The following is a 23,814-nucleotide window of genomic DNA, read 5'->3' on the forward strand; positions in this document are numbered from 1 at the left end:
TTCGCTGGGGCGTTTCCCCTCCCACCCGGCTGAAAAAGCGCAGTCGCCTGCGCCGGTCTCAAGCCGAACAGGTCACCGTTAAGGTGCTTCGCGGCGCCCGCAAAGCCTTAATGGGACAGGAAAAACCACAGATTGTTAATGAAAGGTTAAAGCTGATTCGCGGTGCTTCGGGGACGCAAAGAGGCGATAGGGGAAAACCGGCGCTAGGCCCGTCAGGCCGCGGCCTCAGTGGCGACGCGCATCCAGTGGTCGAGGCGGTCTTTCAGGCGCGCCGCCGAAATCGGCTTCGAGACATAATCGTCCATGCCAGCGGCGAGGCATTTTTCCTTGTCGTCCTTCAGCGCGTGGGCGGTGATGGCGATGATCGGCGTATGCAGGCCTGACTCGGCCTCTGCCTCGCGAATCGCTTTCGCGGCTTCGAACCCGTTCATTTCCGGCATGGAGATGTCCATAAGAATGACCGAAGGCTGGCATTCGGCGTAGAGCGCCAGCGCCTCGCGGCCATTAAGGGCGATTTTGTAGCTGAGGCCGGTCTCTTTCAGGATATGGGTGAGGACGAGGCGGTTCACCTCATTGTCTTCGGCGACAAGGATGTCGAGGCCGCCTGAGCTTTCCGGCTGGGCTGGCTCGGATTTTTCCGGCGCCGCGGACTGGGGCGCGGACCGGGCCGCAGGCTCAGATGGTTCGGACGCCGGGTTTTCGGCGTTCGGCTTTTCGTGAAGCACGCGCACAATGGTTTCAAACAGACGCGCGGCGCGCGCCGGTTTGGTGAGGTGGGCGTTGACGCCGAGGGACATGAACCCGGCGCCGCCAGCGGCCTCATCCACCGAGGTGAGCATCACAATCGGCAAATCGTTAAATGTGGGGTCGGCGCGCAGCACCATGGCGAGATCGGCGCCGGTCATTCCCGGCATGTGATGATCGAGGATTAACAGGTCGGGCTTGCCGGTCTCGGCGTCGCGCAGCGCGACGAGGCCTTCCTGTGCATTTTTATAGAGTGCGCATTCAAAGCCCCAGCTGGCGAGCTGTTCTTTCAAAATCTTGCGGTTGACGGCGTTGTCGTCAATGACCGCGATGCGCGCGCCAGAGAGATCCACAGGCGCCAGCGCAGCTTTTTCTTCGCCATGATGCACCGGAAGAACAATGGAGAACCAGAAAGTCGAGCCTTCGCCCGGCTGGCTTTCAACGCCAATTTCGCCGCCCATGAGCTCGACTAGCGATGCGGAAATGGCGAGGCCGAGGCCGGTGCCCTCATGTTTGCGCGTCGCAGAGTCGTCGACCTGGCTGAATTTGTCAAAAATCGTGGCGCATTTCTCTGACGGAATGCCAATGCCGGTGTCTTCGATTTTGAAGGTCAGCTTGTAACCGCCTTCGGTCGCCTCACCCGACAGATCAGCGAGAATGTGGCCTTCATCAGTGAACTTCGCCGCATTGCCCATAAGATTGGTGATGATCTGGCGCAGACGGCCGGCGTCGCCGACAAACATCGCCGGCAGGTCCGGCTGAACGCGGACGGCAAGCTCAAGATTCTTTTCAAGGACGCGCGAGGAAATCAGGAGCGCGACATCTTCGATTGCTTCTGCGATGGAGAATGGCGCCGGATGCAGTTTCAACTGGCCCGCGTCGATTTTGGAAAAATCGAGAATGTCGTTGATGATGGTCAGCAGCGCTTCACCCGATTTCAAAATCGTTGAAGCATAGGTGGACTGCGTTTCATCGAGCGTGGTTGAACATAACAGCTCCGCCATGCCCATAACGCCGTTCATGGGCGTGCGAATTTCATGGCTCATATTCGCAAGGAAGGCGGCTTTGGCTTTTTCGGCGGCCTCGGCTTTGCGCTGCGCATTTTTGAGCACGGAGATGTCGGAATAGGTGACGATGATCTGTCCGTCACTTCCTTCGATCGCTTCGATGAGGAGATGCTTTCCATCTTCCAGCGCCCAGGAAATGTTGAACTTTCCCTTCTCGCGGATTTGCCGCAAGGTTTCGGCTTTCATGTCATCAACGAGTGTCGCCTGATCCGGCAGATGCGTTTCCAGCATCGCCTGCATCATCACGCTCCAGGGCGTGCCGGCGGCGGTCATGCCTTCGGGAAGATCGTAAAACTCCGCAAGCTGCCGGTTACAGAAGAGCAGCTTGTCGTCCTTCACCACATAAAACATCTGCGGCATTGTGTGGACAGCGCGCACAAGCATCTCATGCTCGTCAACGAACGCGGTCAGCGCGTCGCGGTCGCGGAGGAGGTGGTCGATTTCTGCCTGCCGTTGCTTGGTCATATCGCCAGCGTTTCCTTTGGGCGTTTCCTCGTAACAGTACTTTGGGCTTTTTTTCTTGGGCGGCTGTTTTGCCTCCGTCTGGGGAGAACTATGCTTATGGAATGCTTTACGCAGGGTAACCACCGGGCGTTTTTACGCGAGATGCGCGCAAGGCTTGAAGGGCGGGCAGGCAGAACCTTAATAAAGTCTTGCCGCAGGGCCCCGGGCGCTGCCATTCATGGGTGAAATTCTCTTGCCTTGCGGGCAAAATGGCCCCTGAAACGCCCCTCAAGGCCGCACCGAAGCTTAAGGATCAGACATGACCACTTACACCGCGCCGCTCAAAGACATGCAATTCGTCCTCAACGAGGTCCTGCAGATTTCGAAATATTCGAACCTGCCCGGATTTGCCGACGCCTCGGAAGATGTCGTCTCGGCTATTCTTGAGGAGGGGGCGAAAATGGCGTCAAATGTGCTCCACCCCATCAATCATTCCGGCGACAAGGAAGGCTGCACCCGTCATGAAGACGGCTCTGTGACAACGCCCAAGGGTTTCAAGGAAGCCTACGAAATTTACAAACAGGGCGGCTGGCAGGGGCTGTCCTTCGATCCGGAATATGGCGGGCAGGGGCTGCCTTACATTCTTGCGGTGGCGGTGTCGGAAATGGTCTCGGCGGCGAACATGGCCTTCGGCATGTATCCGGGCCTCGCCCGCGGCGCCGCGGATGCAATCCACGCCCATGGCACGGACGAACAAAAACAGAAATATCTGCCCAACATGATCGCTGGCGAATGGGGCGGCACAATGAATCTGACGGAGCCCCATTGCGGCACCGATCTCGGGCTGTTGAAGTCCAAAGCCGTTCCGCAAGGCGACGGCAGCTACAAGATTTCCGGTCAGAAGATTTTTATCTCCGCCGGCGAACATGACCTCACCGAGAATATCATTCATCTCGTGCTGGCGCGCATTGAGGGCGCCCCCGAAGGCGTCAAGGGCATCTCACTGTTCATCGTGCCTAAGTTTCTTGTGAATGAAGACGGCTCCCTCGGCGAGCGCAACGGCGTCAGCTGCGGTTCTATCGAAGAGAAAATGGGCATTCACGCCAACTCAACTTGCGTTCTGAATTATGACGAAGCTACGGGCTGGCTGCTCGGGGAAGAAAACAAGGGCCTGCGCGCCATGTTCACGATGATGAATGAAGCGCGCCTCGGCGTTGGCTTGCAAGGCATGGCGATTTCCGAAGTCGCCTATCAGAACGGCGCCGCCTACGCCAAGGATCGCCTTCAGGGCCGTGCGCTAACCGGCCCGGCGGAGCCTGAAAAACCTGCCGATCCGATCATCGTCCATCCCGATGTGCGCCGCATGCTGATGGATCATCGCGCCTTTACCGAGGGCGCGCGCGCCTGGATGTACTGGTCGGCGCTTTATGGCGATCTGCACACCAAAGCCGAGGACGAGGCGACCCGTCAAAAGGCGGACGATTATATGGGCCTGATGACGCCGATTCTGAAATCCTATCTCACCGAAAAGGGCTATTGGCACGCGACCAATGCGCAACAGGTCTTGGGCGGTCATGGCTATATTCAGGAATGGGGGATGGAGCAGTTCGTGCGCGACGCGCGCATCGCCATGATTTATGAAGGCGCAAACGGCATTCAGGCGCTCGACCTTGTGGGCCGCAAGCTGATGAAGGATGGCGGGCGCGCCTGGCAGACATTCTTCGCCGAAGTCGATGAATTCATCGCCGACAATCAGGGCAATGAAGAATTGAAACCGTTCCTAGACGGACTTGCCCTCGCCAAGGGCCGCGCTCTTGAAGCGACGCAATGGATGGGCGCGAACGCCATGGCGAATTTCAACAACGCCGGGGCGTCGTCGATGGATTATCTTTGTCTCTTTGCGCTCACGGCGCTCTCCTACGCATGGGCGCAGTCGGCGAAGGCCGCGCTGGAGAAAAAAGACTCGGGCGATGATTTCTACAAAAACAAACTCATCACCGGGAAATATTTCGTTGACCGGATCATTCCGGAAACGGCGTCCCATCTCGATAAGGTGAAATCCGGCGCTGAAGCCATGATGGCGCTTCCGGCGGAGGCGTTTTAATCGCCGGGAATATTCATACGCTGCTGTTTGATCTGGGCGGGGTCGTGGTTGATTACCGCGGCCCCGAACGGCTTGCGGCCTTGTCGAATGGGCGGCTTTCGCTTGCCGAGGCGCGAACCGCTCTGTCGCAAACGCCAGCGCTTCATGCTTTCGAGCGCGGTGAATTGACCCCGCTGGCTTTTGCGGAGCAGGCGGTCCAGCAATGGGAGCTGGATGTGAGTCCCGGCGACTTCATTGCTGATTTCGAAACCTGGCCCGAGCGATTTCTGCCCGGCGCGCGCGACGCGATTAATGCGCTTGAAGGAAAATACCGGCTCGCCTGTTTCTCCAACATCAACATACCCCATTGGCGTCAGGCCGAGACTCTTGGCCTCGCGCAGTTGTTTGAGAAAACATTTCTGTCGCATGAGCTTGGCGCCCGCAAACCTGAACAGCGCGCTTACGATTTGGTTATCAACAGTCTTGATGCGCCCCCGGCGGGCGTCTTGTTTTTCGACGATGTTGCAGAGAATGTTGCGGCCGCGCGCGAAGCGGGTGTGCAGGCGCAGCATGTGGATGCCGGGCGCGGATTGCTGAGCGCCTTGTCTGACGCGGGTGTAATATAAAAAGCGGCATTGTTCTTTCATGCTGTGTTTAAACATATGAGCAATTCGTCATCACCGCGAGGGCCTTTCTTAAGACGGCGTTAACCGGCACGGCGCATCACCAAACCCAAGCGGGGGGCGGCTTTGTTTCCGCCCGGCTGATGAATTTTCTTGTTACGAAAAAGATCAGAACACGGACGGGTCGCGCCTTTAGGAGGCGTGATGCAAAGCCGCCATCTTTGTTCAATTGTAAGGAGAAAGTGATGCGTAAGCCCACCTACGACTTCGAAGTTCTGGATAGCGCCGGAAAGACTGTCCGCCGCTGCACCCAATCGTGCCACAATATTGGCGCGCAGGAGCGGACTTTCGATTTATTGCGCTCGACGCCGGGCGCCGCCGCCGTTTTCGGTTTTGAGAAGCGCGGCCGTCACGTTCACTCCGCTTATCGCGAATAGGACGCCGGAATAGGACGTTTGTAGCACCTGCGTCATCTGAGCTCCCGTTCTGTTGCTTTGGCTCGTCGCGATTGCCGACGCGCGCGAAATCTATAGGATGCGCCGCAATTTCGGGCGCGGTTCGTCCGAAGCAATGGAAAAGGGGCGCCAGATGCGTTTAGCGATTGCGTTATTAATGGGAACGGCGATTCTCGCCGGGTGTGGAGAGAAAACAGCTGTAAAAGAGTCGGCTGTAGTTGAGGCGGGAGCGGCGCCAAGCGCGGAAGATATCACCGCGGAGACAGAACGGCTTAATGAGTGGTTCGAGGTTAAGTTTGAAGAAGAACTCGATTTCAGCCCGATCCAGCGGACTTTTCTTGGGGACAAGAAGGACTATGACAAGGTCGACGATCTTTCCGAAGAGGCGCAGGATGCGCAGCTCGAATGGCGCCGCCAGACGGTCGAAGAACTGAAAGCGAATTTCGATCGCGCGAAACTGACGCCCGAGGCGCGGACATCTTACGATGTCTGGATTTATCAATATGAACGCGCGGCGTCGGCCAGTAAATTCCGCCGCAATGAATATGTCTTCACCCAGATGCAGGGACCACAAGCGTTCCTCGCACAGTTCCTGATCGCCTTCCACAAGGTTGAAGAGCCTTCCGACATGGAGGCCTATATCGCACGGATTGGCGGGGCGTCGCGGGCGCTGGGACAACTGCTGGACTCAGCAAAGCTCAACGCCGAAGCGGGCTCGCGCCCGCCGCTCTTCGCTTATGAAGGTGTGCTTGAACAGTCCCGCGCGCTTATCACCGGCGCTCCGTTCGAAGGTGAAGGCGACAGCCCGGTATGGGCGGACGCCAAAGCAAAAATCGCAGGGCTCCTTGACGCCGGCAAAATCGATCAGGCTAAAGCGGATGAATTGCAGGCGTCGGCGCGCGACGCCCTCATCGAACATTGGGCCCCGGCCTATGAGGCGCTGATCGACTGGTTCGAGGAGGATAAAGTCAACGCCGATGAAACCGCCACGGGCGTCGGCAAAAACCCGAACGGCGCGGCCTATTACGCCGACCGCCTGGAAAGCTCCACGACGACGAAGATGACGCCGGAGGAAGTCCACCAGCTCGGTCTGTCGGAAGTCGCGCGGATTAAAGGCGAGATGGAAGCGATCAAGAGCCAGGTCGGTTTCGACGGCACGCTGCAGGAGTTTTTCACTTTCGTGCGGGACGATCCGCAGTTCTACTATCCCGACACCGATGCAGGCCGGCAAGCCTATATCGACGCGGCGACCGCGCATCTCGATTACATTGGCGAAAAGCTGCCGGATTATTTCGGCCTTCTTCCGAAGGCGGACCTGATCGTGAAACGCGTCGAACCCTTCCGTGAACAGCCGGGCGCTGCGCAGCATTATTTTCCGGGCACGCCGGACGGATCGCGCCCCGGCGTTTATTACGCCCATTTGTCCGATATGAGCATGATGCCGATCCCGCAGCTTGAGGTCATCGCCTATCATGAAGGCAATCCCGGCCATCATATGCAGATATCCATCGCGCAAGAGCTGACCGAAGTGCCGACTTTCCGCACCCAGGCGGGTTTCACCGCCTATCAGGAAGGCTGGGGGCTTTACTCAGAGCTGCTGGCGAAAGAAATGGGCGCCTATGAGGATCCCTATTCAGATTTCGGGCGGTTGACGACGGAAATCTGGCGCGCGATCCGCCTCGTTCTTGACACCGGCTTTCACTACAAAGGCTGGACCGAGGAAGAAGGCGTTCAATATTTCATGGAGAACTCACCGGCGGCCGAAGGGCAAATTCGCTCGGAGGTTCAACGCTATATTGTCTGGCCGGGGCAGGCGACAGCTTATAAAATCGGTATGCTGAAGATTTTGGAGTTGCGCGAGGAAGCCAAAGCCGAGCTTGGCGACAAGTTCGACATCAAGGGCTTCCATGACACGGTGCTGGGCGGCGGCGCATTGCCTCTCGACATTCTCGAGCGTCGTGTCGACGAATGGGTTGAGACGCAAAAAGCGAGTTAATCGCAAACGCATTCAAATGCGCAGCGGCGCCCATTCAGGGCGCCGCTGAAACAGCTTATCCACATAAGGGCATTGCGGGTCGATGCGAAATCCTTGATCGCGGGCGTCATCAACCGCCCGCTCCACAAGCTGGCGCGCAATGTTTTTTCCGCGCGCTTCCACCGGCGTGTAGGTGTGGTCGATCACCATAATCTCGCCGCGCATTTTATATGTCAGCTCAGCTTCACCGCCGTTGGCGAGGGCCCAATACCGGCCGGTGTCGCCTTTGCGTTCATGCTGAATATCGAGATTTTCTTTCGTCATAAAGCTGTCTCCGAGGTGAGCTTGCGCGCTGCTGATGTAGGAACGGACAGTCATTGTGGTGAGCCGGTTCCGCTCACAGCTGCTTGATTGGCAGTTTGGCCGGATCAAGGTCCTTGATCTCGCATTCCCACACAGTGATCACGCGCCAGCCGAGCTTTTCCAGCTCGGCGGCGTTTTTTTGATCCCGCGCCATGTTGCGTGCGATTTTGTCTTTCCAGTAATCGGCGTTCTGCTTTGGCTGACGATTGCCGCGCTTGCAGGTGTGACCGTGCCAGAAACAGCCATGAACAAAGACGACCGTTTTATGCTTGGGGAAAACAAGATCAGGCTTTCCCGGTAGGTCTTTGACATTGAGGCGATAGCGCAGGCCGAGGGCGAAGAGTTTTTTGCGCAAGGCGATTTCGGGCGTGGTGTCACGCCCTTTGACTGCTCGCATGATCTCGGAGCGCTTATTCGCGCTAAAGATGTCCGTTCCCACGATTTTCCCGTATCGCTGGTTCTCTCAAATAAAAATTCATTCAGCGCCACTTAGCGCTTGAGCGGCCAGATAATTTGGCTAGGTTGGCCATAGTGCAATGCAATATGGGGGAGTACCATGCGATTCAAACATTTATTTGCCGCTATGTCAGCAGCGGCTATGGCTGTGGCCGCAACGCCGAGCCACGCGACTGCAGTCGATCTCGAACTGCAACTTCTCGTAGACGTTTCTGGCTCTATCAGCAGCGGTGAGTTCGCTCTCCAGCAGGACGGCTATGAAGCTGCGTTTCGCGACGCTGGCATCATTTCCGCCATTGAAAACGGGACGATAGGTTCCATCGCTGTCCAGTTGATTTACTGGTCGAGCTCAGCTTCACAGGCGATTGGCGTCGACTGGGCGCTGATCAGCGACGGGACGTCCGCAAACGCCTTTGCCGACGCTGTTGCTGCGGCGGGGCGTCCATTCAACGGCGGAACAGTGCCCAGCGCGGCGATCAATTACGGCGCGCCACTCTTTAATGACAATGGTTTTGAGGGAACACGCCTCGTGATGGATGTCTCCGGCGACGGAACCGGCAACGCAAGCGCCTCGTCTGCGGCGCGCGATGCAGCTCTTGCAGGCGGCGTTGACGCTATCAACGGTCTTGTCATCGGGTCCAGCACATCCCTGCAGGACTTCTATATGGCCAATATCGTCGGCGGCGCTGGCGGTTTCCTCGTGGTCGCCAATACGTTTGAAGATTTCGCCGCCGCTGTTCTGACCAAGATCGGCCGCGAGATCGTTGGCGGTGAAGTGCCAATTCCGGGCGCCATCCCGCTGATGGCGACGGGCCTTCTGGTGTTGTGGCGCCGGTCGCGCCGCAAGGCTTCCGTCTGAAACGGCTGCGCATAATTTGAAAAAGGCCGGCGTTTCGCCGGCCTTTTTTTATGGCCGGATGTTTAAGCGGCCTTGCGTGCTTTTGCTTGGTTGAGGGCCGGTTCGAAAACCGTTCCCGCGAGCCAGCGCACAACCGGAACCGCTACGCCGTCGCCGCAGAGCTTGAGCGCTGCATTGGCGCTATGCGGCAGAATGTAATCGTCGGGAAGGCCCATGAGCCCGGCTGCTTCACGCGCGGAGATAAGGCGCGAGCGCACCTTGCCGTTCTCAATAGCGAAGACGATCTGGCGCGAGGACCCGCCAGCGGGCGTTCTGAGGCACCCGGCAAGCCCGTCGAAGCGCGCTTCCACGCGCTGAACCGTTTCGCCATTGACGATGCGTGTCCGGCGGAAAGCCGCGCCTGCGCGCCGCGCCCCGTTATTGACGATGGCTTCAAGGCGCGCGCGCTGATGCGGCGCCATCATGGCGACAAGTTTTTGCGTCTGTTCCGGTGCGTGCCAGTCTGGCGCGTCCCAGTCGATGATGCTTGAGAGGCGCGCATTGCGTGTCAGGCGCGGCGCGGCCCCAAGCCAGAACCAGCGCGCCTGGGCGGTCTTGGAAAGTTGCGCTTGCGCCGCGATGAGCGCCGGCGGCGCGATTTCATCTGAAAGTGGTTCGGGCGCTTTCGGCGGCGCCAGGTCATCGGCGAAACCGAGAATAAAAAGCCGTGGCCGCGATTGCGGCGTGAAATTTTTGGCGTCGAGTATGGCCGCGGTGACGGCGTATCCCGCTTTGGCCATGAGATCGATAACGCAAGCAAAGTCGCGTCCATCATTGGAGGTCAGCAATCCTGCGACATTTTCGATGGCGATCATGCGCGGGGCCCGGCCTGTCGCGATCAGGCCTTCCATCAATGACCAAAACGGGAAGAAGGCGCCGGAGCGCCGGGCGCCCATGCCGCCGCGCGCGCCGGCAAGGGACAGATCCTGACAGGGAAAGGACCCCCAGACGAGATCAACGGCCTGACCGGGCAAGTCTTCAATAGTGATAGCGGCGATGTCGCCTTCGACAAGGTGATCGTCACCGAAATTAGCACGATAGGAGGCGCATTTTTGCGAATCGAAATCGTTTGCGAGAAGGCAGCGCCATGAACGCCCAAGGCCAAGTCGCGCCATGCCGCCGCCGGCGAAGAATTCGAGGTATGTTTTTTTCGCGCTCATTGGTGTGATGTTGTCTTCGTCAATTGGGTCTCGCCGCATTGCCGCCATATTCATCCGCACACGCAGCGCTTGCGCCTTATTTGCGTCACGATTGCCGTGTTTCCGCCTTATTTCAAGACGTTAATCGCAGAGCTGTGACGAACTTTACATTGACCCCATGGTGTTCGTCCCGCAAAGTGATGGTGGGCGCTAAGGGGGCTCGCTTTCCAAAGGAGAGGCGAATGCCCTGGATGGAAATCAAACCGTTTTCGGTTTTCAGGACTGCGACGGTCGCGGGATTAACGACCTTCGCTGCTATGTGTGGGGGATTCGCGATCGCGGCGCCCGCATCCGCACCGCAAAATACAACGTCAATTTCGGCGGGGCTTTCACCTGCTCCGATGCAATTGGCCATGCTTGATGAGCGTGACCGCGGTCAGCGGTCGGGCCGGCGTGACGGTGAACGCTCGCGTGGCGACAGGTCCGGTGGCCGCTCCGGCGGCAGCGACAGGTCGCGCGGTCAGACACCGCGAGAACGGCAACGCGCTGAACGCACTGAACGAAGAGAAGAGTATCGCACCACCGAAAACCGGCGCGACCGCACAAATGGCGGTGAACGCCGCCGGGATGCGGGAAACAATGACCGCCGCGGCGGCGAGCGTCGTGCGGCTGACAACAGCGGCCGGCGCGACGCAGCGCAAAACAACAACGATCGCCAGCGCCGCGCCGGCAACAATGACACGCAGCGCCGGTCATCAGGTGACAGCGATCAACGTCGTAGCGGCGACCGCAGTCAGGACCGCAACCGTTCGGGACAGCGATATGCGGATAATTCCGGCGGCCGCCGCGACGGCGCCCGTGACGGAGGAAGAGATGGCCGCCGTGACGGTGTTCGCGACAGCAGACGTGACGGGTCCCGCGACGGACGTCGTGACGGACGGTATGACGGCTATCGCGATGGCCGGCGAGACGGGCGCAGGGATGGCTATCGTGACGGACGGCGCGACCAGCGCTACAGTGATCGCGGGCGGTCGCGCCAGGCCTATCGTGACGGCCGCCGTGATGCGCGGCGTTATCATCAGCGCCGTCACGGCTCCTACCGGCATCCGTCGGTGCGTTATGGCGGCAAATATTACGGCCATGGCCATGGACCGCGTAGCGGACACGGCTATTGGTGCTCGCACCACAACATCTTCCACTATCGTAATGGCTATGATCCCTTTGGCTGGCTCTATGTGAGCTTCGGCTGGGACCTCTATTCATGGGATTACATCGGCGATTGCGATCTGGTCTCCCAGACCTTCTACCGCCGTGGCCGCCGATACGAGGAAGTGGCGCTGCTCTGTTATGACGGCTGGGGCTATGGCTATATCAAGCCGGGCAGCCGGCGTGTTTATCGCAGCTACTAAACCGCCTCAAATCAGGTAAAACACGGGCGCCCTCAGGGGCGCCCGTCGTTTTTAGGCGCGTTGATTCGCCCTCATTGACCGAATGCCCCGACTCTGTGGACAAGGAGCGGTCAACCAACTGTTTTCATTCGCGCGCTGCAAGACGTAACGCCCATGTTCCGAAACATCGTCATCGCCGCAGGGATCATCACCCTGGCGCTCTGCGTTCCGCTGGAGGCGGCGCAAGGCGCGCCCGGGCAGGGGCTTGAGGATGTGCAGGTTGGGGAAAAGGACTTGCAGACCCGCATCGCGCTCATCTGCAACGGTGCGTGCGGTCTTGAAAAGCGCGGCGACGGGGTTTTCTTTCTGCGCGGCGTCACCGCCGAGATGAGCCTCGATCTCTCCGCGCGCAGTCACAATATTGACGGCTTCACCATGGTCCCTGATGCGGAGGGCAGTCTGTTGAATGTCGCATCCCGCCGGATTCTCGAATACGCCAACACCAAATCCTGCGTTATCTCCGGACGCCCGGCGACCTGTGTCGATCTTTTTTATGCCGACGCTGTGGCGCAGCAGGCGGCGCTGGCGACCCCGAGCCTCACCCCGAACGCAGAAGCGAAGTCAGCCTCGGAAAGGGCAGCGCCAAAACCCGCCCCCAAGCCCTCTCTACGTGAAAGCGAGCCGGAGCGGTTGTCGCGTTTTGCTTCGCTTGGGCCGCCTGAAAGACTGGCGCCGCCGCAACCGGCCCGTCTCGCCAGTCTCCAGCCCGTACAAAAGCCGGTGGAGACCGCCAAACCGGTCATTCGGGAGGAACGGCCGCTGCCGGCGCCCGCGCCGCAGAAATTCGATTACGCCGCACAGGTGGAGGCGCTCCTCGGCAAGAATTTGACGCCCGGCTATTGCGCGTCGGCGCGCGCCACATTGCAAAGCGATCCCTGGGCGCTCGGCGCAATGGTCGATGTCGGTCTTTGCGAAGCCGCCGCCGGCAAATCCGAAACAGCGGATGCAACGCTGGCGCGCATTCTTGAATACACGCCCGACAATTACGAAGCCTATATCGGGCGCGCGCTGATTGCGCTCGAAGCGGGTGAGAAAAGCGTCGCCCGGCGGTATTTCCAGAATGCGCTCGACGCGCCGCCGCCGATGGAAGAATCGACTCGTATCGTCGAGGCTATGCGTTCGCTCTGAATCCGTAACAGCTTCGTGATGGCGTGAGTTCGCGCCTTGACCCTTGTCATGCCCGCCCATAGCGTCCCCTCCGCTTGAAAAGGAGAGACCACCCATGGCGAACCCCATTAAAATTATCGGCGTTCCATTTTCGCAAAATGTCAGAAAGCCGCTTGCCGTCGCGCATCATCTCGGGCTCGATGTTGAAAACCCGCCGCTGACGCCAAATGACCCGGCGTTTAAAGATCTCCATTCTTCGGGGCGCATCCCGCTTATGGACGATGCCGGGTTTCTGATTGGTGAGTCCAACGCCATCATGATTTATCTTTGTTCAAAGACGAAGAATGATCTTTACCCTGAAGATCCAAAAGCGCGTGCGCTGGTCAACCAGTTCCTGTTTTGGGATGTCGCCCATTGGACGCCGGCCTACCAGCCGATCCAGTTCGAGCGCCTTGTGAAAGGCATGCTGGGGCTTGGCGATACGGACGAGGCGGTGGTTGAGGCGACCTTACTGAAATTCGCGCGTGAGGCCGCTTATCTGAACGGCGCTCTCGAGGGCAAGAGCTGGCTGGTTGGCGATGCGCCGACGCTCGCTGATTTCGCTGCTGGCGCGGGGCTCACCCATGCCGAAGCGATGGGCCTGCCGCTTGCGGATTATGCTAATGTCTGCGCCTGGAACGAGCGGGTGCAGGGCCTTGAAGGCTTCAAGAAAACTGAAGTGAAGATGTAGGCCACACAAAGGATGGTGAAGCGATGAGCGGCAATCGGCCAACATACAGTTTCGACGCCGCCATCGTTCGCCGCCCGGCGAAATCCGTGGTCAAGGGGTTGCGCGCCGATGACGGCGGCGACCCTACCTATGACGGCGTCCTTGCAGAACAGGATGCTTATATCGTGGCGCTAAAGGCCGCAGGCGTCGATGTTCATATCCTGCCGCCGCTGGAGGCGTTTCCGGATGCTATTTTTGTAGAAGACCCGGCGCTGGTTTTTACGCAAGGCGCGATCTTGTTGCGTCCCGGCGCGCAAAGCCGCGCAGGCGAAGTGGGCGAAATCTCACCCGCGCTGAAAGAAAAGTTTCAAACGGTGCTTGACCTGCCGGCGCCCGGCTTTGCGGAGGGCGGCGATATTCTGAACACGCCCCAAGGTGTGATGATCGGACTTTCATCCCGCACTGACCTTAATGGCGCGAAAGCGCTGCAGTCATGTCTGTCCCGGTTGGGGCTGACAAGCCGGATTGTTGAAACGCCGGAAGGCGTGCTGCATTTCAAGACCGATTGTTCGCTTCTTGACGATGAAACCATTTTGGCGACGAAGCGCCTCGCTCGTTCGGATGTGTTCTATGATTTCGAAACCGTCATCGTTCCGGAAGGGGAGGAAGCGGCGGCCAATGCGCTGCGTGTCAATGATGTCGTAATGGTCGGCGCGCAATTTCCAGGAACGATCGAGCTTCTTAATAAGCTTGGTTATGATGTCGTTCCTCTCGAAACGTCGCAGATCGGAAAGATTGACGCCGGGCTTTCCTGTATGTCTCTGCGATGGAAGACCGGCGCCTGACTTGTGCTGCGGGGCGTGTGATTGACATCAACAAGGCGCCCCGTCACTCTGTCTGAATGAATCAGTCCTCTGATCAATCGGGCGAAGGGGTCCGCCCGCCTTCCATGGGGTTCTGGCAAGTTTGGTCGATGTCCGCCGGCGTCATGATCGGGTCGGGTATCTTTCTGTTGCCCGCGGTTCTGGCTGCCTACGGCTCCATCAGTTTTTTGGGTTGGCTGTTTACGACAGCGGGGGCGATCTGCATTGCCTTGACGCTCGGGCGCCTGGCGAGCCGGACTCATCAGAGTGGCGGTTTTTATATCTATGCGCGCGACGCCTTTGGCGATCTCGCCGGGTTTTTGATGGGATGGAGTTACTGGCTGAGCATTGTTTTCGCGACAGCGGCGATCGCTGTCGCTTTTGCGGGCTATGCGGGCGCGATCTTTCCGCCGCTGGCGGGCAATACGATCGCGCAGATGTTTGTCGCGATCGCGCTGGTCTGGCTGATCACAGCCATTAATATTCGCGGCGTTGAAGCGGCCGCAAAAGCGCAACTCGTCATGACCATCCTGAAGATTACGCCGCTGCTGCTTGTCATCGGTCTCGGTTTGTTTTTCGGATCGCCGGAAAACATTCCCCCGTTTAACCCTACGGGTGAACCGTTCATCAAGGGGCTTGCCGCAACGGCGCTCCTCACCATGTGGGCGTTTATCGGTATTGAAGCGGGCGTCGTCGCTGCAGAAGATGTTGTCGATGCAAAGCGGACAATCCCGCGGGCGATCACATCGGCGACAATATGTGTGGCGGTGTTGTATGTCGCTTCGACAGCCGCAGTGATGTTCATCCTGCCAGTGGAGACGCTTGCCGTTTCCGAAGCGCCTTTTGCGGATGCGGCGCGGATTTTGGGGCCTGCAGGTGCGATCGTGATCGCAGTGGGCGCACTCATTTCAACCGCAGGCTCACTGAATGGCTGTGTTTTTATCGGCGCCCAGACCGCGATGGCGACGGCGCGGGACGGGTTTGCGCCGAAATTTCTCGCAAAGAAAAACACGGGCGCCGCTCCCGCCGATGCATTGATCGTCACTGGCGTCATCGGCACGGTTATCCTGCTGATGAATTATACGGATGGTCTGGTCGCGGCGTTCACTTTCATGATCGCCATGTCGACGCTCGCGACGCTGGCGCCCTATGTGTTGTCGGCGCTCGCGGAAATCAAAGCCGACTGGCGGTCGGCGCGCGGCTGGCTGATCATCGCGCTCGCGGCGCTAGTTTACTCCATCATTGCCATGGCTGGCGCCGGCGTCACGACGCTCTTGTGGGGCGCCTTGCTTCTCGCCGCCGGCCTGCCGATCTATTTCTGGTCAAAGGCGCGCTACAAGGAACAGGCGCCGCTGGCCCCGGAAGCTAATGCTTGACCGGGCCTGCGCCGCCGAATAGCGTCCGCCGCGCTATGACAGACCACAAAAAACAGACTTTTCAGGACCTCATCCTCACGCTTCAGAACTACTGGGCGGATAATGGCTGCGTGATCCTCCAGCCCTATGACATGGAGATGGGGGCGGGGACGTTTCACCCGGCGACGACGCTGCGCTCGCTCGGGCCAAAGCCGTGGAATGCGGCCTATGTGCAGCCTTGCCGCCGACCGACAGATGGCCGCTATGGCGCAAACCCGAACCGTTTCCAGCATTACTACCAGTTTCAGGTGGCGCTGAAGCCAAGCCCTGACAATATTCAGGAACTCTATCTCGGCAGTCTCGACGCCATCGGTGTTGACCGTGCGGTGCACGACATCCGTTTTGTCGAAGACGACTGGGAGAGCCCGACGCTCGGCGCCTGGGGCCTTGGCTGGGAGGTCTGGTGCGACGGCATGGAAGTGACGCAGTTCACTTATTTCCAGCAGGTCGGCGGCTTCGACTGCAAACCCGTGACCGGAGAAATCACCTACGGGCTCGAACGCCTCGCCATGTATGTGCAAGGCGTCGATAACGGCTTCGATCTTGTCTATGGCGGCGCCAAGCCGGACGGATCGCCCTTCACCTATGGCGATGTGTTCCACCAGAATGAAGTGGAGCAGTCGGCCTACAATTTCGAGCTCGCGAATACGGAAATTCTTTTCCGCCAATTCAAGGAAGCGGAAGAGAACTGCGCGGCGATCATCGAAGCCGGTAAGAAAGACGGCAAGGCCTATCCGCTGCCGGCTTATGAGCAATGCATCAAGGCCTCGCATCTTTTCAACCTGCTCGATGCGCGCGGCGTCATCTCCGCGACCGAACGCCAGTCCTATATCCTGCGCGTCAGAACGCTTTCGAAGGCCTGTTGCGAAGCGTGGCTGGAAAGCCCGCAAGGGCGCACCGAAGGCGCGGGCGTCGTCGATTATGCACTGGCGTAGATCATGACCGTCGCGCTCCCTCTTGAAGGCGGATGCCAGTGCGGCGCCCTTCGTTATGAACTATCCGCCGCGCCGATTACGCTTTACGCCTGTCATTGCAGCAATTGTCAGAAACAGACGGGCAGCGCATTCGTGCTCTCAACGGTGATACCCGAAGCGGCTTTTTCTTTCACTGAAGGCAAGCCCGGCAAGACTGAATGGAAAGCCGATTCCGGCGCGCAGCGTTTCGGGTATTACTGCAAGGATTGCGGCAATCGCATCGCCAATGGTCAAACGCCCTCTACAGGAATCTTGAGTCTGCGCGCAGGCACCTTCGACGACACTTCATGGGTGCGCCCCGCCGGACATATCTGGGTGAAGAGCGCGCAACCCTGGATCAAGTTCGACAAGGATGACCTTCTCTGCGACGTGCAGCCCACGGAATATGGGCCTTATGTAGAGCGGTTTTGTAGTTTCGGCATTTTCGCAAATTAAGCCGCCTTCGGATAATTCGCACTCGCAGCAATCAGAAAACCTGAATTTCTTGCGCATTGCCCGCCTTGCGTACAGGGCGGTATAATTTCTCCAGACAAAGCTAGGGAGGATTGTAATGCCCAAAATACTTGGTTTGAATCTGCTTGGCGTTATTGTTGCGACGGTTGTGTTCTGGATGCTCGGCTACCTTTGGTACGGCGTTCTTTTCATGCAGCCCTGGATGGAAAGCCACGGACTGACAGCCGACAATGCGGGCGGCTTTGACGTCTACATGATTGGCGGCATCCTGACGACATTTCTTCAGGTGCTGGGCGTTGGTTTGTTCCTGAAATGGAAAGGCGTCGCCAGTCCAGTGAAGGCGGTGATGACCGCTGTGCTCATGTGGGCGCTGATTGCCCTGCCGCTCACCATGTACGCCTATCTCTATCTCCCGGCGCATAATTCGACGCTGTTGATGATCGACGCAGGCCATGTGCTGGCGGGATGGGTGGTTTCGGCGATTGTCCTGTCCTTGATAAAGTAGCGGCCGGACGCCATTCTGTTTGAAGGGGCGGCCGCCGCGCCGCCCCTTATTCTAGTGGGAAGCCTTTTTGTTGAGAGATGTGCGATGGCGTTGACCGCGCCGAAAAGAAAACGCCGGAAAAGCCGTAAAAAGAAAAAGGCGGCGCCGAACCGCTTGCGCTTCGCCTTGCGCGCGGGCGTGATTGCCGTGCTGGGATTGTTTGGCGCATCGCTCCTCTGGGCCGGCTATTACCGCCTTGCGCCGCCGCCGGGCACGCTTCTCATGTTTCAGCGCAAGCTCAGCGGCGATGTTATCGAACATCCATGGACGCCGCTCGACGAAATCTCGCCGCATCTGGTCAGAGCCGTGATCGCGGCGGAGGATACGCGCTTTTGCCTCCATAACGGCATCGATTTCGAAGCGATCGACAAGGCGCTGGAAGAGTCCAAAAACGGCAAACGCCTGCGCGGCGCCTCGACAATCTCGCAGCAGACGGCGAAGAACGCGTTCCTCTGGAATGGCGGCGGCTGGCTGCGCAAGGGAGGGGAGGCGTGGATGACCGTGCTGATCGAAAGCTTCTGGCCCAAACGCCGGATCATGGAAGTCTATCTTAATGTCGCCGAATGGGGCGACGGCCATTTCGGCGCCGAGGCGGCGGCGCAGGCGCGCTTTCACAAAAGCGCCAAAGACCTGACGCCCAATGAGGCCGCTCTCCTTGCGAGCGTCCTGCCGAACCCGCATAAATGGCGCGTCGATCCGCCGGGTCCTTATGTGCGCTCGCGCAGCTATACGATCCGTTCACGGATGGATCAGATAAGTCGCGATGGTCTTGACGCCTGCGTGTGGAAATCAAAATAGGAGGTTCTCATGAGCGTTATGGTCATCGCCTGCTATCGTCCGAAATCTGGCAAGGAAACGGAGCTTCTGGCGCTGATGAAAAAACATCTGCCGACCCTGCGCGCCGAAGGACTGGTCGATGACGGGCCGTCGCTTTGCGGGAGGGCGGATGACGGAACCTATGTCGAAGTTTTCTGCTGGAAATCACAGGAGGCGATCGATGCGGCGCATGAAAATCTCAACGTGCTCGCCATGTGGGAGCAATATGGCGAAGCTTGCGATTATGTGACCATCGGCGATCTGCCTGAAGCGAAACAGATGTTTTCTCCTTTTGCGCCGGTCGATCTCACGTCATAAGGTGACATAACAGGTGAAACGCGAGTGATGACAATGAAACGTCTTCAGCTTTTTCTGGCGGCTTTCTTACTGGCTGCGACGATGCTGACTGGATGCGCGCCAAAAGGCTATAAGCCTTATTACGCCACGCCGGGCGTTTCCGGTGAGCCGGGCGACTATAATCAGCTGACGCTGCAACGAACCGCATGCTTCGGATTTTGTCCGATTTATGAAGTGACCGTCTATGAACAGGATGTTCTGCAATTTAGCGGCGAAAGGTTTGTGACAGAGACCGGCGGCGCCGTCAGCAAGCGATTGCCCGACGGTTCTTTCAAGAAACTGATCAAAATCGCACGCGACCATCATTTTTCCGATTTCGATACGCGCTACCCCAATGAAGCGGGCGATAATTGCGGCCCTATCGCGACAGATATGCCGAGCGTCATCATATCGGTTGAGACAAAGCGCCTGAACCATGAAGTGAGCGTCTATCAGGGCTGCCGGGATTTTGAAGGCCGCGAGCGCTTTGAAGAGATGGTCGCGCAGATGGACGCGATCTTTGACATTGAGGACTGGATCGGACCGCGCGAAGATTTTTACGGCGCGAAAGAATAGACCCATGGCCCGCACCCGCACGACCTCCGAGCGCCACACGGATATTCTCAACGGCTATAAGGCCGGCGGGTCGCGGTTTAACGACTGGTCGCGAGAAAAGCTGGGCGAATTCGGCCTTCTCGAATGGTCCTGGGGCCACATCTCCATGCGCTGGGATATTGATGACCGCTTCATCATGCCGGACGGGGTGATGTTTGGCGGCCATATCGCCTCGGTCGCCGACCATGTGGCCGGCCTGACGGCGATGACCGTTCTGAGCGACAATCGTGAGCGCTTCCGGACCTCGCGGCTTGAGACTAATTATTTCCGGCCTTTAACCGCGCCTCTCGCGACGATTGAGGGGCGGGTGACTAACGCCTCCGCGAGCCTCATCCATGTGGAGGCTGATATTCTCAACGGGGAAGAAAAGCTCGCCGCGCGCATCTATGCGGTGCAGATGCGCCGGATGACGGGCTAGGGCGCGGCGCCTCTATTGCCCCCGGCTCAAAGCCACCTTAGAACCCGCGGCCATGTCAGAATTGCTTCTTGAACTGTTCTCCGAAGAGATCCCCGCGCGCATGCAGGGCCGCGCCGCCGCCGACCTTGAAAAGGCGGTCAACAAGGCGCTGATGGACGCTGGCTTCATGCCTGAAGGGGTGAAGGGCTTTGCCGGGCCCCGGCGCCTGACCGTTGTCGCGGCGGGGGTTCCCGCGCGCCAGCCCGACCGGCGCGAGGAGAAAAAAGGCCCGCGCGTCGGCGCTCCGGACAAGGCGATCGAAGGATTTTTGAAATCGGCGGGGTTATCCTCGCTCGACCAATGCGAGCAGCGCGAGGATAAAAAGGGCGCATATTGGGTCGCGGTCATCGATCAAAAAGGCCGGGACACGGCGGACCTCATCGCTGAGTTTGTGCCCGAAATTGTGCGCGGCTTTTCCTGGCCAAAATCCATGCGCTGGGGTGATGGCGATTTGCGCTGGGTGCGTCCCTTACATGCGGTCCTGTGCGTCTTTGACGGCGAGGTGGTGAATTTCGAAATCGACGGGATCAAGTCAGGCGACAAGACCCAAGGTCATCGCTTCATGGCGCCGCAAACGATTCAGGCGCGCTCCTTTGAGGCTTATGATCAGGCGCTGAAAAAAGCGAAAGTCATTCTCGACGCTGAAGAACGCAAGGAAATGATTGCGCGCGACGCCGCGACCCTGTGCAAGGCGCAAGGCTTGGAGCTTGTCGAGGATGCGGGGCTGCTGAACGAGGTTTCGGGGCTCGCCGAATGGCCGGTCCCGATGATGGGGTCGTTCGACGAAAAATTTCTGACCGTGCCCGACGAAGTGCTGACCGCGTCGATGCGCGGGCACCAGAAATATTTCTCGGTGCGCGACCCAAAGACCGGGTGTCTCGCGAACAAGTTCGTTTACGTCGCGAATATTGAATCGCCTGACGGCGGCAAGGCCATGCGCACCGGCTATGAGCGCGTCCTGACCGCGCGGTTGTCAGACGCCTGGTATCTTTATCATCAGGATTTGAAGCGCCCGCTTGCGGATCGCATTGATGACCTCGACAAGGTGACGTTCTTCGAAGGCCTCGGCTCCGTCGGCGACAAGGCGCGGCGCGTCGCGGCGCTGGCGAAAGAAATCGCGCCCTCCGTGGGCGCCGATCCTGCGAAGGCGGAACGCGCGGCGCTGCTTGCCAAGGCCGATCTCGTGACCGGCATGGTCTATGAGTTTCCGGAACTGCAAGGGGTGATGGGCCGATATTACGCGCTCGAACAGAACGAATCGGCGGAAATCGCTGACGCCATCCGCGATCATTATAAGCCCGCGGGTCAGGATGATAACGTGCCGACCGCGCCGGTCTCCGTCGCTGTCGCGCTTGCCGACAAGGTCGATACGCTGACGGCCTTCTGGGCGATTGACAAAAAACCGACGGGCTCAAGCGATCCGTTTGCGTTGAGACGCTCGGCTTTGGGCGTGATTCAGATAATGCTGAATAATCAGCATCGAGTGGCTCTTAGAAATTTAATAGCCTGGCAGATGGAAACCTTGCTTGCTGGCTCTAAGAGAAATTCAATTTTTTATTGGATAAGTGAAGAGTTTAACCATGAGTTTGAATCCGCTGGATTAAAGGCGGCGATTGAAGTTTTAGATATTAGTCGTTTGGAAGAGCTGACTTCAGCACAACGCTTGTCCGGAAGGCTAGCACGCTATCAAGGTAAAGATGAATCTTGGCGTGGGCTTTATCAAGCAAGCGAGCTTGCTGACTTTATTAAGCAGCTCGCGTTTGAAATGGGTTCACCGGATGTAATTCAGATCGAACTGCTCTCTTTCTTCCATGACCGCCTGAAAGTCTATCTTCGTGACAAGGGTTTCAAACACGATCAGATTGATGCGGTGTTGACCGACGAGGACGGCAATTTGCAGGATGATCTTGTTTTGATCATTGCGAAGCTCGAAGCCCTCGCTGCGTTCCTGAAATCCGATGACGGCGCCAATCTCGCGGCGGCTTACAAGCGCGCGGGCAACATCCTCAAAGCCGAAGAAAAGAAAGGCAAGAAACCGGCCGATCAGGTAGGCGTGACAGAAGGCGCGCTCGCTGAGGCGGAAGAAAAGGCGCTTTACGCAGTTCTCATGGACGCAGAAGCAACAGCGGAAACGGCTGTCGCGGCCGAGGATTTCGAGGCCGCCATGTCGGCGCTGGCGCAGCTTCGCGCGCCGCTCGACGCCTTCTTTGAAAAAGTCACTGTCAACGTCGACGACGCCAAGTTGCGCGCCAACCGCCTGTCGCTCCTCGCGCGTCTAACGGCGGCCACTGCTAAGGTTGCCGACTTCTCGAAGCTGGAAGGCTAATCCTTAAACCCGGCCGCGCGTTCTGCGCTCGGGAAGAACAGAAACGCCAGCATCAGAATATAGGGCGCGTAGTCCCATGAGATCGCCAGCGCCCAGACATCGGAAAAGATGCTGGCGTTTTTCAGAACTGCGTCGCGCGGGGTGATTGTCGAAAGGCCGGGCACGAACTCAGCATCAACAACCGACTGGCGGCGCGAGACCTTTTCAGGCTCTTCCGGCGGCGGTGGCGGATCGAACAGCTCACGGAAAATATCGAGGCCGCGCGCCGGAGATAATTCCGCCGCGGACTTCAGCGGCACGGGCGGCTTTTGCAGTTTCTGCGACCGGATCAGCGAGGAGAGCGCGCCTTCGATTTCTTCCGCGTAATTGTTAATCGCGCGCGATTGCGCCGCTGTGATGCGCGAAGGTTTCGGATTGGCGCGGGCGAAGCTGTCGAGTTGTTGATCAAGAAAGCGCTCGATCCGCTTGTCGTGACGCCACCGGTTCAAAACACCTGCAAAATCGTTGAAGGCGCTTTCAAACTCGCGATTCCAGCGGTCGACATTGTCATAGGCGTTGCGCGAGAGGAGCTTTTTCAGCTCGTCGGTTTTCACCGCGCAGGTCTCTGAGGCGTAAGGATCAACGCCTGACGGGTCCGGCGCCGCGAGCGTTGCGGCGACGCTTTCTTCAAGACCGCGATACCAGTCGGCGAGCCCGATAAAATATCCGGTGACGGCGCCGTCGCCCGAGGCGCCCGATTGCGCGCCGTCAATGCGTTCGCCATCGGCGACGCGGGTCACATCACGCACCGATATTTTCAAGTCTTCGAGGAACAGGAAGTCACGCTGGCGCCATGCGGTGATGCCGGCGCATTCGGCGGCGAGGCGGTCGATTTCAAAACTGTAAGTGTGGCGCACGGCGTCGACGCCGCCGATCCCTACCACTGTCGTCCAGGTGGAGACGAAAAACAAAATCGCCGCGAGGATCGGCACGACGACAAACAATTTGATGGCGCGCTCGATGAAGAAAATAATGTCGCCCAGAAAACCGCCTTTGAGGCCGCGAAACCAGTCGCGATGGCGCACAAAGTCTGCGCCGCCAACCCAGATCGCGACCGCAAGGCAAAAGACGAAGACGCCAAAGGCCGGCGGCAGGATCGAGTTGCGGAAGATGTCGGCGGATTCCTGCGAGGTGATGAGGCCGAAGCCGATGGCCGAACTGATGGCGCTGAAAAAACCGGCGGCGACGGCGACGACGACGAACAGCCGGTTGAAAAGCGAAGAGCCTTTGAGGCGCGGCGAGGCGAGGGCGCCAATCAGGATGAGGCCGATGATGGCGATGACCGCACTGGCGCCCGCGAGCGCGGTCAGGGAAATTCCGCCAACCTCGCCGGCGTCCTGCGCCACTGCGCCGGAAAACCCGGCCGCGCCAGCCAGCCCCATGACCGGTAAACCGATCCGCCCCATGAAAACCCCCGCAAATCCCCTACCGTCGCCCCAGCCTAAACGGGGGCAGGTCGCCCAGC

The 23,814-nt window shown here is 58.7% G+C and carries 23 protein-coding genes; 18 read left to right on the forward strand and 5 right to left on the reverse strand.

Translation table 11 applies throughout. The features are described 5' to 3' along the window. Nucleotides 1–212: 212 nt before the first annotated feature. Entirely contained in the window at nt 213–2,276 is a 2,064-nt protein-coding gene (locus ACFOOP_RS08345; RefSeq protein ID WP_379880450.1) for a response regulator, read from the reverse strand. Between the two features lie 298 nt (nt 2,277–2,574). Between ACFOOP_RS08345 and ACFOOP_RS08350 the strand changes: the two genes are divergently transcribed. From ACFOOP_RS08350 to ACFOOP_RS08365, 4 genes are all read left to right on the forward strand, one after another. Continuing rightward, nucleotides 2,575–4,359 carry an acyl-CoA dehydrogenase C-terminal domain-containing protein gene (locus ACFOOP_RS08350; RefSeq protein WP_379880451.1) on the forward strand — a complete coding sequence of 595 codons (1,785 nt, stop codon included), beginning with the start codon at nt 2,575–2,577 and terminating at the stop codon, nt 4,357–4,359. A gap of 23 nt (nt 4,360–4,382) precedes the next feature. Further along, complete coding sequence (locus ACFOOP_RS08355; protein WP_379881538.1) at nt 4,383–4,964, forward strand: HAD family hydrolase; 582 nt, start codon at nt 4,383–4,385, stop codon at nt 4,962–4,964. A gap of 242 nt (nt 4,965–5,206) precedes the next feature. Further along, nucleotides 5,207–5,398 (forward strand): hypothetical protein, encoded by a 192-nt coding sequence (locus tag ACFOOP_RS08360; protein WP_379880452.1) that lies wholly within the window; start codon nt 5,207–5,209, stop codon nt 5,396–5,398. Nucleotides 5,399–5,549: 151 nt separating this feature from the next. Beyond that, complete coding sequence (locus tag ACFOOP_RS08365; protein WP_379880453.1) at nt 5,550–7,412, forward strand: DUF885 domain-containing protein; 1,863 nt, start codon at nt 5,550–5,552, stop codon at nt 7,410–7,412. A gap of 12 nt (nt 7,413–7,424) precedes the next feature. Here the strand turns inward: ACFOOP_RS08365 and ACFOOP_RS08370 are convergent, their stop codons facing one another. Together ACFOOP_RS08370 and ACFOOP_RS08375 are read right to left on the reverse strand one after the other, a co-directional pair. Beyond that, the gene (locus tag ACFOOP_RS08370; protein WP_379880454.1) at nt 7,425–7,715 is read right to left on the reverse strand and encodes a GNAT family N-acetyltransferase; all 291 of its coding nucleotides are present in this window, start codon (nt 7,713–7,715) and stop codon (nt 7,425–7,427) included. A gap of 73 nt (nt 7,716–7,788) precedes the next feature. Further along, entirely contained in the window at nt 7,789–8,193 is a 405-nt protein-coding gene (locus ACFOOP_RS08375; RefSeq protein ID WP_379880455.1) for a very short patch repair endonuclease, read from the reverse strand. A 159-nt stretch (nt 8,194–8,352) separates the two neighbouring features. On the opposite strand from ACFOOP_RS08375, the gene ACFOOP_RS08380 reads away from it, so the two are divergent. Then, the gene (locus tag ACFOOP_RS08380) at nt 8,353–9,069 is read left to right on the forward strand and encodes a DUF1194 domain-containing protein (protein ID WP_379880456.1); all 717 of its coding nucleotides are present in this window, start codon (nt 8,353–8,355) and stop codon (nt 9,067–9,069) included. Nucleotides 9,070–9,131: 62 nt separating this feature from the next. Here ACFOOP_RS08380 and ACFOOP_RS08385 read toward each other — a convergent pair whose 3' ends face one another. Further along, on the reverse strand, nt 9,132–10,268 hold the full coding sequence (locus ACFOOP_RS08385) for a DNA cytosine methyltransferase (protein ID WP_379880457.1): 1,137 nt from the start codon (nt 10,266–10,268) through the stop codon (nt 9,132–9,134). A gap of 221 nt (nt 10,269–10,489) precedes the next feature. Between ACFOOP_RS08385 and ACFOOP_RS08390 the strand changes: the two genes are divergently transcribed. From ACFOOP_RS08390 to glyS, 13 genes are all read left to right on the forward strand, one after another. After that, entirely contained in the window at nt 10,490–11,656 is a 1,167-nt protein-coding gene (locus ACFOOP_RS08390) for a hypothetical protein (protein ID WP_379880458.1), read from the forward strand. Nucleotides 11,657–11,809: 153 nt separating this feature from the next. After that, on the forward strand, nt 11,810–12,823 hold the full coding sequence (locus tag ACFOOP_RS08395) for a tetratricopeptide repeat protein (RefSeq protein ID WP_379880460.1): 1,014 nt from the start codon (nt 11,810–11,812) through the stop codon (nt 12,821–12,823). A gap of 94 nt (nt 12,824–12,917) precedes the next feature. Further along, entirely contained in the window at nt 12,918–13,532 is a 615-nt protein-coding gene (locus ACFOOP_RS08400) for a glutathione S-transferase family protein (RefSeq protein ID WP_379880461.1), read from the forward strand. 23 nt (nt 13,533–13,555) lie between these two features. Further along, entirely contained in the window at nt 13,556–14,356 is an 801-nt protein-coding gene (locus tag ACFOOP_RS08405) for a dimethylarginine dimethylaminohydrolase family protein (protein WP_379880462.1), read from the forward strand. A gap of 104 nt (nt 14,357–14,460) precedes the next feature. Continuing rightward, a complete protein-coding gene (locus ACFOOP_RS08410; RefSeq protein ID WP_379880463.1) occupies nt 14,461–15,750 on the forward strand; it encodes an APC family permease in 1,290 nt (429 codons plus the stop codon). Between the two features lie 35 nt (nt 15,751–15,785). After that, nucleotides 15,786–16,724, forward strand: coding sequence for a glycine--tRNA ligase subunit alpha (locus ACFOOP_RS08415; RefSeq protein ID WP_379880464.1), 939 nt, complete (start codon nt 15,786–15,788; stop codon nt 16,722–16,724). A gap of 3 nt (nt 16,725–16,727) precedes the next feature. Then, on the forward strand, nt 16,728–17,198 hold the full coding sequence (locus ACFOOP_RS08420; RefSeq protein WP_379880465.1) for a GFA family protein: 471 nt from the start codon (nt 16,728–16,730) through the stop codon (nt 17,196–17,198). Between the two features lie 115 nt (nt 17,199–17,313). Then, nucleotides 17,314–17,721 (forward strand): DUF1761 domain-containing protein, encoded by a 408-nt coding sequence (locus ACFOOP_RS08425; RefSeq protein ID WP_379880466.1) that lies wholly within the window; start codon nt 17,314–17,316, stop codon nt 17,719–17,721. Nucleotides 17,722–17,805: 84 nt separating this feature from the next. Continuing rightward, entirely contained in the window at nt 17,806–18,558 is a 753-nt protein-coding gene (gene mtgA, locus ACFOOP_RS08430) for a monofunctional biosynthetic peptidoglycan transglycosylase (RefSeq protein WP_379880467.1), read from the forward strand. Nucleotides 18,559–18,567: 9 nt separating this feature from the next. Continuing rightward, on the forward strand, nt 18,568–18,894 hold the full coding sequence (locus tag ACFOOP_RS08435; protein WP_379880468.1) for a putative quinol monooxygenase: 327 nt from the start codon (nt 18,568–18,570) through the stop codon (nt 18,892–18,894). Between the two features lie 33 nt (nt 18,895–18,927). Continuing rightward, nucleotides 18,928–19,488 (forward strand): DUF6438 domain-containing protein, encoded by a 561-nt coding sequence (locus tag ACFOOP_RS08440; protein ID WP_379880469.1) that lies wholly within the window; start codon nt 18,928–18,930, stop codon nt 19,486–19,488. Between the two features lie 4 nt (nt 19,489–19,492). Beyond that, a complete protein-coding gene (locus ACFOOP_RS08445; protein ID WP_379880470.1) occupies nt 19,493–19,945 on the forward strand; it encodes a PaaI family thioesterase in 453 nt (150 codons plus the stop codon). Between the two features lie 52 nt (nt 19,946–19,997). Then, entirely contained in the window at nt 19,998–22,310 is a 2,313-nt protein-coding gene (gene glyS, locus ACFOOP_RS08450; protein WP_379880471.1) for a glycine--tRNA ligase subunit beta, read from the forward strand. Here glyS and ACFOOP_RS08455 read toward each other — a convergent pair. Further along, nucleotides 22,307–23,755 carry a hypothetical protein gene (locus ACFOOP_RS08455; protein WP_379880472.1) on the reverse strand — a complete coding sequence of 483 codons (1,449 nt, stop codon included), beginning with the start codon at nt 23,753–23,755 and terminating at the stop codon, nt 22,307–22,309. The two genes, glyS and ACFOOP_RS08455, sit on opposite strands and share 4 nt — an antisense overlap. Between the last annotated feature and the right edge of the window lie 59 nt (nt 23,756–23,814).

The sequence above is a fragment of the Hyphococcus aureus genome (genome assembly GCF_042643165.1).
Taxonomy (GTDB): Bacteria; Pseudomonadota; Alphaproteobacteria; order Caulobacterales; family Parvularculaceae; genus Hyphococcus; species Hyphococcus aureus.